Origin of the sequence: Kaistella haifensis DSM 19056, assembly GCF_000735695.2 — a bacterium.
Classification (GTDB): domain Bacteria; phylum Bacteroidota; class Bacteroidia; order Flavobacteriales; family Weeksellaceae; genus Kaistella; species Kaistella haifensis.
This window is the reverse complement of sequence record NZ_JASZ02000012.1, coordinates 1-12,113: the sequence shown is the minus strand read 5'-3', so window position 1 is coordinate 12,113 and position 12,113 is coordinate 1. Positions and strand designations below refer to the sequence as shown.

At 39.6% G+C, this 12,113-nt stretch carries 10 protein-coding genes and 1 pseudogene; 3 read left to right on the top strand and 8 right to left on the bottom strand.

All coding sequences use genetic code 11. The features are described 5' to 3' along the window. Positions 1-92: 92 nt before the first annotated feature. The 6 genes from AP75_RS07235 to AP75_RS07210 all read right to left on the bottom strand — a co-directional run bounded on the left by AP75_RS07235 (position 93) and on the right by AP75_RS07210 (position 6,378). Positions 93-974, bottom strand: coding sequence for an ORF6N domain-containing protein (locus tag AP75_RS07235; protein WP_031504381.1), 882 nt, complete (start codon positions 972-974; stop codon positions 93-95). Continuing rightward, positions 964-3,057, bottom strand: a complete 2,094-nt coding sequence (locus tag AP75_RS07230; RefSeq protein ID WP_031504379.1) for a type IA DNA topoisomerase — start codon at positions 3,055-3,057, stop codon at positions 964-966. Before AP75_RS07230 ends, AP75_RS07235 begins: the two co-directional genes overlap by 11 nt. Positions 3,058-3,063: 6 nt before the next feature. After that, positions 3,064-4,524, bottom strand: a complete 1,461-nt coding sequence (locus AP75_RS07225) for a DUF3945 domain-containing protein (protein WP_088264040.1) — start codon at positions 4,522-4,524, stop codon at positions 3,064-3,066. Between the two features lie 85 nt (positions 4,525-4,609). Then, positions 4,610-4,918 carry a helix-turn-helix domain-containing protein gene (locus AP75_RS07220; RefSeq protein ID WP_002978404.1) on the bottom strand — a complete coding sequence of 103 codons (309 nt, stop codon included), beginning with the start codon at positions 4,916-4,918 and terminating at the stop codon, positions 4,610-4,612. A 12-nt stretch (positions 4,919-4,930) separates the two neighbouring features. Further along, positions 4,931-5,284 carry a helix-turn-helix domain-containing protein gene (locus AP75_RS07215; protein ID WP_024566644.1) on the bottom strand — a complete coding sequence of 118 codons (354 nt, stop codon included), beginning with the start codon at positions 5,282-5,284 and terminating at the stop codon, positions 4,931-4,933. Between the two features lie 248 nt (positions 5,285-5,532). Beyond that, complete coding sequence (locus AP75_RS07210; RefSeq protein ID WP_048499058.1) at positions 5,533-6,378, bottom strand: RteC domain-containing protein; 846 nt, start codon at positions 6,376-6,378, stop codon at positions 5,533-5,535. A gap of 391 nt (positions 6,379-6,769) precedes the next feature. Here AP75_RS07210 and AP75_RS07205 point away from each other — a divergent pair, with 391 nt between their 5' ends. Next, positions 6,770-7,390, top strand: coding sequence for a hypothetical protein (locus tag AP75_RS07205; protein ID WP_088264038.1), 621 nt, complete (start codon positions 6,770-6,772; stop codon positions 7,388-7,390). 47 nt (positions 7,391-7,437) lie between these two features. Here the strand turns inward: AP75_RS07205 and AP75_RS07200 are convergent, their stop codons facing one another. Beyond that, positions 7,438-7,749: a DUF962 domain-containing protein gene (locus AP75_RS07200; RefSeq protein WP_031504370.1), complete on the bottom strand. Its 312-nt coding sequence runs from the start codon at positions 7,747-7,749 to the stop codon at positions 7,438-7,440. A gap of 5 nt (positions 7,750-7,754) precedes the next feature. Further along, complete coding sequence (locus AP75_RS07195; protein ID WP_088264037.1) at positions 7,755-9,443, bottom strand: APC family permease; 1,689 nt, start codon at positions 9,441-9,443, stop codon at positions 7,755-7,757. A 125-nt stretch (positions 9,444-9,568) separates the two neighbouring features. Between AP75_RS07195 and AP75_RS07190 the strand changes: the two genes are divergently transcribed. After that, positions 9,569-11,815: a hypothetical protein gene (locus AP75_RS07190; RefSeq protein WP_143755833.1), complete on the top strand. Its 2,247-nt coding sequence runs from the start codon at positions 9,569-9,571 to the stop codon at positions 11,813-11,815. 86 nt (positions 11,816-11,901) lie between these two features. Further along, a pseudogene (locus AP75_RS07185) lies at positions 11,902-12,113 on the top strand (IS5/IS1182 family transposase); the annotation flags it as partial.

Here is a 12,113-nt window from a genome sequence, read left to right as displayed (position 1 = left end):
TTAATTTTTTTGTATTGTTTCAAACCAATATCAAAATAACTGAACTAATCAAATAGCAGCTACAAAGCCCTCTGAATATTCTGAGGTTCATTCTATGGATTATGTAAAATTTGTAGCATCGTGCCAACCTCAATATCCATTCTCGAAAAGGCAAACCATTTTTTGCCCAGGTCTTTAAGGGAAGCTCCGATATGGTAGAGTTCCGTATGGTCAATAATCAAAAATCGGTCGTGAGCATCGGAAAAAATCTCTATTTCAATGGGAGGATATTGGCTGTTGTACCGTTGCATATCCAGCCGTAACTGATTGCCGATATTTTTGGTATAGATAGTGGCGGTTACATTGTCATTGCGTTTTCCCAATAAGGTCAGCACCGTATCGTCCACATAATTATCCAATAGGATAATGGAGTTTTTTGCACTTCGGATAATATCGGAAACAAAGGCGTAGGCATCAAATACCTGTCCGTCGTAGAAAATGCCTTTTTCACTGTGGAGCTTGTCGCTTTCCAAAGCCTTAAAAATCTCTTCAAATTTTTGGTCGGCTTCCAGTTGCTTTAACTCGATATTATCCAAACGATGAAACAAAGAAGCGTTGCTAATGAGCATACGCCGCATTTCTACAAAGGCTTCCATTATTTCCACACTCATTTTAACGGCTATATCTGAACGGAGTATGGCAGATGCCATTGCAACGCCTTGTTCGGTAAAAACATAGGGCAAATAACGTCTGCCGCCGTAATTTAAACTTGAGGTTCCAATTTGGAACCTCAAGTTTTCAACTTCCTCTTCGGTCAGTTGAAAGCAGAATGATACAGGAAAACGCTCAATATTTCTTTTTACGGCTTTGTTCAGGTTCTTTGTTTCTACTTGATATAAGGCAGCGAGGTCACTATCCAACATTACCTGTTTGCCTCGGATGGTATAAATCAGGTTCCTGATTTCTTTGGGTACGATTGACGGTTTATTTTCCATTGCGTTTTGTGCTTTTATTTTTCTCAAACTCAAAGGAACTTTCGGCGTTTTCTTTCAGTACGATGTACGCATCGAATTTCTTTCCGGCTTTGCTTGTCATTCCTTTGATAAGAGAGGTTTTGCCTTTATTGACAAGGCTTGTTATGTTTTCGATACTGATTTGTACACCGCAGACGGTGCGGAACTGTACCCAGTTACAAGCCTCATCAGGGCATTTCACAATCTTGTCACGGATAATAAGCTGCTGACTTTTGCATTTAGGGCAGGTCAGTTTGGGTTGGTTGGTGCTTGCAATGGAAGTTTGCAGCAATTCATCGGTAATGGATTTGGCATAGGCTTCCATTTCCTTTTGGAACGTTCCGGCATCCGCTTCGTTGTTCTCGATTTTCTGCAATGCCAGTTCCCATTCGGCGGTCATTGCCACATCCGCAATTTTCCGGTCTTTGACAAGCCCGTACACCTGCAATCCTTTTTCCGTAGGGATTAAGGAACGTTTATCACGTTCGATATAATTGCGGGTAAACAGGGTTTCGATAATGGCGGCTCTTGTTGCGGGCGTACCGATACCGATATTTTTGAGGGCTTTTCGTTCTTCCTCGTTTTCGATTTCTTTCCCTGCGGTTTCCATAGCCGACAAAAGCCCGGCTTCGGTGTAAAGCACTGGCGGTTTGGTCTGCTTTTCCAAAACGGCGGCTTCCTTTATGGCAAGTTCGTCGCCTTTATGCAGTTCAGGTAGTTCCTGCACTGGGTCTTCGCCATCGTCTGTAAAACTCCCTTTAATGGAACGCCAACCCGCTTCCTGAATTTTACAGCCTTTTGCCGTAAAGTCGTAATGCAATACCTGTAATGATACATCGGTTATTTCTTTGACACAGGCTTGTGATATGGCTTCAAGTAACCGGAGCGCAATCATATTATAAATCTTGTTTTCGTCTGCATTGAGTACGGACGGCACTTTGTCCGTAATCAACAAACCGTGATGGTCCGTTACACGGAGGTCATTCACGATACGTTTGTTGAACCGTCCCCATTTGATTTTGGTAAGGGCTTGCTTGCAATCTTCACGGTTCTGTAATGCACGCACAAGGGTTGGAATTTCTGCCCACATATCTTCAGGGATGTATTTGCTTCCGGTACGTGGGTAAGTGATAAACTTCTTTTCGTACAGGCTTTGTGCAATATTGAGCGTTGCTTCAGCAGATAATTTCAGCCTTTTATTGGCTTCCTTTTGTAAGCCTGTCAGGTCGAAAAGCAAGGGCGGTTGTTCTGTAACGCTTTTAGTTTCTACCGAGCTAACGGTAGGCGTTGCGCCACGCTGAATAGCTTTAAGGGTATCATCGGCAAGCTGCTTTTCGTCCCATTTGGTTGCGGAAATACTTTTGAAATCAACCTGTGCTTTATTGTGTGATAATTGTATCTGCCAGTATTTCTTAACCGTGAAATTCTTATTGTCGAGGTAGCGTTTACATATCAAAGCCAATGTAGGTGTTTGCACTCTTCCGAGCGAATAGATACCGTTACCTGCGGCAATGCTCAATGCCTGCGTAGCATTAATGCCCACAAGCCAGTCGGCACGACTTCTGCCTTGTGCTGCCTGGTACAGTCCGGCAAATGCTGCCCCGTCTTTTAGGTTGTCAAAGCCCTGCTTTATTGCCTTTTCTGTAAGTGAACTTATCCAAAGGCGTTCAAAAGGTTTGCTGCATTTCAGGTATTCATAAATGTACCTGAAAATGAGTTCGCCCTCACGACCTGCATCGGTAGCAACGATGATGCTGTTGCTTAGCTTGAAAAGCTGCTCAATGACTTTCAGTTGCTTTAATGCGCCAGTATCGGCGGTGTACCCTTTGTCCTTTTTGACCTTGCGAACGGTCAATAAAAAGGGGTTGGGCAATATTGGCAGGGATGCTTTGTCAAATCCCGAAATCCCGTAGTCTTCGGGCATTCCCAGTCCTATCAAATGACCAAATGCCCACGTAACAAAATAGCCGCTACCTGTCAGGTAGCCGTCCTTTTTATCGGATGCTCCCACAAGTCCGGCTATTTCCCTTGCTACGCTTGGTTTTTCTGCAATGATTGTTTTCATAATGTACTACATTTTTCTGCCTTTGGATTTTGCAGGCTTGTTGTCCTGTTGTTCCTGCTGCTTTTCGTTTTTCGGTCTTTGCTGCCCGGACTTCAAAGGCTCTTGGACGTTCCTGGTCGCTTCGTTGGTTTTACCCTCCGAATTGACGGCAGTCTGCGTTTTATGGGTTTCGGCAGGTTCTACCCGTGCTTTGTACTGACCGGGAAACTCAAAATTGGTCTTTCCGGTATCTTTATCGAAAGTGATATAACCCTTATACGGTTGGTCTTTTTTATCTTTCAGTTCAACGTATATGGTTTGTCCGGCTTTAAACTTGTTGTACTGCTCATCATCCAGTTCTTTGCCCCTGAAAGTTCTTGGAGCTTCCTGCGGTTGGCTTTGCTGATTGCTTTGTTGGGTATTCTGTTGGTTAGTTTGCGCTTGCTGATTGTTATTGCTTCTGTCGAACAGGAACTCAACATATCGTTTGTCCGCATTGAATTGTACCGTTGCTGAAAACTCCGTTCCCTTAGTCGAAATCATACCCTCTAAATAGAGTGGTTTGCCCTCCATCAGCGTTTGCTTTTGTTCGTCATTCAGCTTTACGCCCTTAATTTCATCGGGAATTTTGATAAACTCCGTACGTAGCGCAATCACATCATTGGTCAGCCTGTCAATGCTGATAATGGACGGCATCAGTTCGCCTGTTTTGGAATTTACTAAATTAACGACACGCCCCATATTGCCCGTTTCAAGCAGGTTTTTCTTGTCTTCATCCGTAAACTTGTGACCGAAAAACTCAAAGTGCAGGTTAGGTTCTTTTTTGATACCGTGTATTGCCACGATAACATTGCCGTCTTCGCCTTGCTGTAAAGACAGGCGGGCATCTGTGCGGAGGATAGAGCCACCGAGGTTAATACCTATCGGTAAAAGTTCATTGGTTTTATAACCTCGTAACAAAGGGTCGAGCAAGTTTCTTTTTTCAAGATACTCTTTGCTTAATCCGAGGTTTTTCATTGTGTCCCAATCAATCTGCTCCGGCTTGTAGCGGTATTCGCTTGCTTCCGTTGTTGTTTGTGCTGTTGCCATATTATTTTGATTTTCTTGTTTTTTATCCGGTTGGGGTTCTGCTTTTACTTCGTGTTCTTTCAGCACTTTTTCGCCCTGTGGAGTGGGCTTATCTACGTGCTTTTGCAGTTCCTCTGCTTTTTCAGCAGCAACAGGGGCAGGCACTTTGAAGAAAGTAAAGTTTGTAGGGTTCTTTAACTGGCTGAAAAAATTGGAAAAGAAGTTGGAAAAGAAATCGCCGCTTTTGTCCACACGCATAAACTGATTTTGGTTCTTCTTGGTAGGGTCAACGGTTTCCATTTTCCCGTTTTCGCCTATACTCTTTACCGCCTGGATTTTCATTTTCTCTTTATCCAGTACGAGTAAGATGTCCGAAAGCTGTTCGGGCATTTCCTGTTTATTTGTTGTTTCTTCGCTCATAGTCTGAAAATTTTAAAATTTCACGGTCGAATGTAAAGGAAGCCTTCACTGATTTGCGTTATGTGGCATTCAAAGGCAGCGTTTGTCATTTATTGGCATCCAGTTTGGGCAAGGGAGGGTTAAAACTTTCCCTGATGAACTGATGCACATCAGACAGTTTGTAATACAGTTTTCCGCTAATGGTATAATAAGGGAGCTTGCCTATGGAGCGATACCGTTGCAGGGAACGGTTACTGATTTTCAGCATTTGCAATAAATCCTGATTGTCCAGTAATTCTTCGCCGTCTATGCTGTTGCGCTTCTTTTGTAAATCGTCTATGTGATTGCCAAGAATGTCCAGCCTATCCATTATGCGTTCCATCCACGCCACAAATTCCATTTTGTCGATATTCATACGGGTACGCTTTTAATTATTACCTGATTTCAGCTTTCTGCCTTTTTCGATATAGCTTTTGCCTTTCGCCATAAGCTGCTCTACATATTCATCGGTGGTCTGCACAGCGTTAGCGTTGAGCATTTCCTTGATAGCACCAATCGTATAGTAATACTGCCCGTACATTTTTGAAAAGGCTATCTGCCCATTGGTGCGCATACGCCACAATGTTTTTTCGCTGATGTGGAGATACTGGCAGACTTCGTGATTGTTGAGCCACAAACTATCGTAGCTTGTATCTTCCAGTTTGAGGATATATTCGCTAATGGCTTTCAACCGCTCATTGAGGTGCTTCCACACTTCTTCGTCAACTGTTATAATATTCATTGCACTGCTGTTTAATGTTCACAGGGCAAAATTCAGAAGTGTGGCAGTGTTTGTCTGCCAATGCTTACCCATTGGTTTGGCACTTTTTTGATTTTTTTTTGCAATGAGGAAAATCCTTGTTTAATAAGGGTTTTAGCGTGTTTCAGTTATTTTGTTGTAGCTTTTTGCCAACTTTTGCCAATTGGCAGATATGGACAAAAAAAGCAGTACACAAAATGTACTGCTTTGAAACACTTTTGCTGTTACGGCTAAAGGTCTTTATCCATATACTCTTCGAGGGAAATTTTGAGTTGGTCTAAAAACGCCGTCCGGGAGCCTGCCCTTGTTTTCATTCGGTGGAAAGAATGGTGTATATCGTTCAAGGGCGTTCGGAATAAGATTTGAAAAATCAGAGCTAATTTTCTGATGCCTATTTTACCGTATGCAATAGAATTGGAAGCATACAGGGCGTAAATCAATTCTATCAGTGCATTTTGTGAATTAGTCCACGAAATGTCTTTGCTTGCATCCCCGTTCATTAAAATGGTATCGGGATTTTTTTCAGGATTGATTTTGGTAAGCAAAAAAGTATAGAGTAATTCATTGGCTATAATGTGGGCAACTTTGTTATCGTAGTAGGTTGAAAAGCTAAGGTCAATTTCAAATACGGCACTCTTTAAACCATCGTGGTAATTGACTTTTCCGAGCCTGAAATAACTGTGGTCACGGTCTGTTCTGCCTGCACGGTAGTACCTGTAAAAATCTTCATTGGATATGCTTTCCTTATATTCGGATTTCAGGATTTTCAGTTGGTTTTCAAAATAGCTTTGATGTATTCTCCCGGTACTTACAGGACAGGTGGTTTCAATACGGAATACTTTATTGTAATAAATTAGTTTTCCTAAAATCTGCGGTTTAATGTTCTTGAAAAAATTGATTTCCTGCTGTTCATCCTTAAATCCGGTTTGTAAGACTTTCATCTTTATGGTAAATAGCATTTCCTTCAGGAATAAGGTCATTTGGTAAGCCTCATCAGCAGTTTGCATAATTTGAGAAGAAAGATTATCTTCCTGATGCTGAATTTGCGATAATATTTTACTCAACACGATTTCCATAGCTTAGTCTGTTAAAAGTTATCACTACTTGTTTCGGAACCACATTTTAATTGATATACCAAAACTTGGAAATAATATGTAAACCATTATCACATTGTGTCCCCATATTGGGAAAGATTTATTTCCAATTACGCTTTTTGATGTATATTGGAAAAGCAGAAAAAGGGTTAAGTACACTACGACTTAACCCTTTTTTTATTAAATTTGCAATAATGATTTACAAGGTAATCAGATGAAAGCGAGTGCAGTAAGCACCATTACTAAATCGTTACCGATAGCACCTTCGGTTCTTGTAAACTACTCTTTATTAGCCACTTTGGGCTATATTAATCTTTTTTACCAAAAATAATTTATTTTCTCAGAAATTTATATATTTAGAAAAAAATTTACAATGAAAAAATTAATTACACTTTTGTCTTTAGCAGCTTTTACTTTAGGTTTTTCTCAGAATTTCTCTCCGGATCAATATCCGAAAGGTGTTTATGAAACGTATGAAGATTTCAGAGCCAAAACACCAACATCCACTCCAAATCTTTCTAATGCGATGACTGATGATCAAATTGCGTATCGCTTCAATAATTTGGATGATAAAGGTAAAAAACTCAAAAAAGTATTTGCGGTTTCTGATGGAACGGGATTGTATATCCATGTCGTAAATTTGATTAGAAAATTCAACTCAGAAGATAAAGGGCAAGGTTACGATGGAGGAATTTATTACCTGAAAGCCGAAAACAAGGGCGGTTATCTTTTTGTAAGAGATTATTTCACCAGCAATAGTGCGGCAATGTGGGGCGGATTAATCGCTGCTGCAGCTGCTAGAAGAACAAAAGGTGTGATTTATGATGCAGAAAAGGAATCTTTCAATCTCTTTAAGAACATCGAGGAATTCAAAACATTTATGGAGGTGAATCATCCGAATGTTGTTCTCGATTTAGATAAAGGGAAAGGCGAAACGAAGCTGGATGAAGGTGAAATAGAAGCCAAAAATCTTGAACTCATCACAAAATTATAAAATTAAAAACTCCCGATCTGCTTGACAAATCGAGAGTTTTTTTTGTTCTAGACTTTGAATTTCTGTTTGCCTATTAATAGTTCAAAAAAGAGTTTGAAATCGGAAATTAAACTCCATAAAGGATATTTGAAGGTGGCGGGTTTGTTTTTTTCGAAAACAGCATGGCTGAACCAAGCAAATCCATACCCAAAGATCGGAATGTACCACAGAAATCTTTCTTTCCCTGATTGGATTACATAAATCAAAACAGCAAATACAAGTAGCGTTCCGACAAAATGAAAAATCCTTGTTCCCAATTTGCGGTGTTCGTTTAAATAAAGAGCGTAAAATTCCTTAAATGTTTTAATCCTTTCAGCCATTTCTTTTAGTTTAAATCGCCATTTAACTCATTGTTGAGTTTGCTATTGTTGTAGCCATAAGAGAAATAAATAATCATCCCGATGGCAAACCAAAGCAGAAACCAAAACCAATTGTTGTGGCTCATTCCTGTTAATAAATACAAACAAGAACTTAAACCAATCAGCGGAATTAGGGAAAGGTTTTTAAGGAAAGCCAATACGCACAATACCAAATTAATGATGATAAAGATGACTATTGAAATACGGAATTCGCCTTTTTCAGGGTCATTCCAATCGGTTATATGATTGAAAAATGCAGGCTGCCAAAAGTAGAAAAATACCAATCCACCAATAAAAATAACAGGGAAAATAATTTTTCCATTGATATATGGAAGGTGGAAACGGCCTTTTAGCTTCTCTTTTGCCGGCAACATCAATACTCCACCACATACCAACACGAACGCGAAAATGGTTCCGATACTTGTGAAATCGAGGATGAAAGATTTGTCCGTAAATAGGATAGGAACCCCCACTACAATTCCGGTGATTATGGTCGCAAAACTAGGAGTTTTGTATTTTGGGTGGATTTCCATGAACTTTTTAGGCATTAATCCGTCGCGACTCATTGCATACCAAATTCTCGGTTGACCCATTTGAAATACCAAAAGAACTGTGGTAATGGCAATAATGGCCGCCAACGATACCACAAATTCCATCCAAGCAACATTGGCATTCGATTTCTCGAAGATGAAAGCAAGTGGATCGCCTACGCCGTCGAATTTTCGGTAATCGACCATTCCGGTGAGTACCAACGTTAGAACAACATAGATAACCGTGCATAAAACCAATGAAATAATCATCCCTCGTGGTAGATTCTTCTGAGGATTCTTGGTTTCTTCTGACAAAACACTGAGTGCATCAAACCCTATATAAGCAAAGAACACGCCCGAAACGGCACTCATCACTCCTGCAAAACCATTCGGCATAAATGACGCAACACCCGTTTCTGTGTTTACCGGAAACCAGTTATCGGCATTGATATACGCAATTCCTACTGCGATAACCAAAAGGATGATAAATAGTTTTAAAAGAACAAAAATATTGTTGAAATTCTTTGATTCCTTCACTCCAACATAACAAAGCCAAGTGATTAAACCATTGATGACCAAAGCGGGAACATCGAGAATTATTTTTAAATTTCCAATGATTGGTGCGGTTTTCCAAGCGTTGATCAGTTCTTTGTTTTCCGAACCTCCCAGGAAAGCTTTCTTGGCTTCAGTGTAGCTGCAAGTAAGATAATCAGGAATATGTACGCCAATTCTTTCCATAAAACTTGTAAAATAATCGCTCCAAGAAAAGGCTACATAAATATTCCCGAATGAATATTCCATAATAAGTGCCCAGCCAATAACCCAAGCAATGAGTTCTCCAAAACTTGCGTAAGCATAGGTATAAGCAGAACCAGCAGTCGGAATTCTACTGGCAAATTCCGCATAGCAAAGTGCGGTGAAACCACAAGCAAAACCACAAATGATATAGAGAATAATGACTCCCGGTCCTCCACGGAAAACTGCTTCGCCCAAACTGCTGAAACTACCGGCTCCTATGATGGCGGCGATGCCAAAAAAAACAATATCCCACACCCCTAAAACACGCAGCAAGCCCGAAGGAGCTTCCTGATCACTGTATTGTTTTCTTCTGAAAAGCTGGTTCATAAAAATTTTAATTTACACAAATGTAATGGAAAATTTTAAAAATTATATTTTTTTTGATTCAGTATAATAAAAATGGTAAATTTTTGGTTCATAATAATGTCGTAATTTTGACTAACATTTATTTGATGCGGAAGATCTATTTTTTACTGTTTATTTTATCATTTGTCTCAGGTTTTACCCAATCTGTAAATATTATTAATCCTGCGGATAATGCAGCATCAGCATATCCTGCACAGCAGTATTTCTGTACTGGCGAAAAATTCAATCTGAAAGTTGATGCAGTGGCGACTTCGACGGGGGATTATAGCATTTCGCCAGTTACGGGTTTTAATTTGCCTGCTGCAAGTATTAATGTTCCTTTTTCAAATAAAGTAGGGAATAATCATTTTAGCAACCCAATCTCCATTCCTTTTACATTCGATTTCTATGGTAAGCAATATTCTAAATTGGTAGTTGGCTCAAATGGGAGACTGCTTTTTGGATCTGGAACCGATTTTGATAATTTGCATACCTCTCAATATGTAGATAAAATACATAGCGGAAATGATAGTAGTTCTACCAATATTAAACTTCCCAATGTTGCGTATAACCAGATTGATTCCGCCGATCCTTCAAGAATATTAAATTTTGCGCAGATTTTCTTTGGCTATACTGATATTGGATATTGGGATGCCAATTATTATAACAAACTAACTTACGGTTCTGTAATTTATAATGGAAAGAACGGATTGCTAATCAATTTTGATAAAGTTTTAGAAAGAACAGTTTCCGGAGGTTATAGTTCCACCATTACCAGTCAGGTGCTGATATTGGAAGACCACAAAATCTATATTAAAGTTACAAAATCCAATAACACAGGTCATGCAATTATTGGTTTACAAAACGAAACAGGAGATCAAGCAAAATGGCCAGTAGATTCAGAAACAACTTCACCTTATAACAATGGCCAATGGAGTAATACAAATCAAACTTGGCTCTTCACTCCCAGCCAAAAACTAACTCCGAAATTCAAATGGACTAGAAATGGAACAGAGATTACTGGGCAAACCAGCGATACTTTAAACGATTTTTTACCCAATGCAAATGATGTTCTGAAAGTGGAAGTAACTTATCATGATCCTTCGGGAGCTCAGGTTGGTGCAGCGGTTTGGGATCAAATAACTTTTAAAAAGGTGAATACACCGGTGATTGAAGCTACTCTGGATTGTTCTTATGAAATGAAAGTTTCTGATGCTACTTATGATTCTGCCTTAAGATATACTTGGTACAAAGTAGGAGATCCAACGCCTATAAGGACTGATCGGGTTTATCCAATTCATCGTACTACACAAACAACCGGAGATTATTATGTGAAAGTCACCAAACTGGATGGTTCCCCAATTTGTTCTTCCGGTGATGAAAGTAACCGATTGACCTATGACAAACAACGTTTCCCGGGATTGAAAACCACTAGCTATACCGTTTGTGATAATACAGGATTAGCTTCGAAAACCATTAATTTATATAATATTTATTACCCGAAATATGATCCTGCTTCGGGTAGAGAACCTTATATCATTAAATTCTATACGAGTATAGGAGGCGGTACCGGAGTAGAAGTTCCTGATCCAGAGAATTTTGTACTTCCTGCCAATACCAATATGCATTTGGGATTTGCTGTTTTCGAAGGTTCCGGTATCAATGCCTGTCATACCGGAGCGTTATCAATTGGTTTTCTGAGCATGCCTCCTGCAGAAACCATTTCACTTTGTGCTTCTGCAACTATTTTCGACTTGAAAGCGTATTTCCAGAAACCTTCGTATCCGTTTTATTTTTATCAATACAATTATACCGATGGAAGCAGTGCAGGCGATGGTAGTGCGGTAGACGTAAGCAAACAAGTTGTAGTAAAAACTACAATTCCCGGCGGATGTTCGGTAACTACTACCGTGAGTTTCACACGAGGAACAGCCACCGTTTTGCCAACCGTTCCGATGCAAGAGCGTTGCGCAGGTACAGATAATAATACGAACCGTTTCGATTTTAATGCCATCAAAACTAAATTAGATCCAACCAATCAATTTGATATTAAGTTCTATAACAAATCTGACAATAGTGAAATTGTTCCCGGTGTAGATGTTGGCGATCCTAAAAAACCAAACTTGAACATGGCTGGCTACTTTTGGAGTGCAACAACAGGCGATTATGTCGTTTATGCCAAAGCATTTAACAGAGTTGATCCTACTTGCTATGCCGTATCCAATGATATTACATTAAGAGTTTATTTAAAACCTTCGAAAAGCAGTTCTGCTGATTCATTTTTGAATAAAACATCGTGTGGCGTTAGTTCGATAGACCTCACCATAAATAGTCTCTCCTTAAACCACTTATAATTTACTGATTATTAGTATTTTGGGTTTAAAATAGCTTGTTTTTTATTGCAAGAATTTGTATATTAGAGCTTTAAAACCTTGCAAATATGTTAGGAAAAAATCCAGAAAAACTGCCAGAATTATTCCGCCCGATGTTGGTTGATTTTATTGATGATAAACACGAACTCGTTTTGCTTTCAGATAAAATAGATTGGAATTATTTCGAGAACGAATTTTCGCCGTTGTACTCTAAAGTGGGCAATCCGAGCCATCCGATTCGTTTTATGGTGGGCTGTTTGCTTCTGAAACATCTTTATAA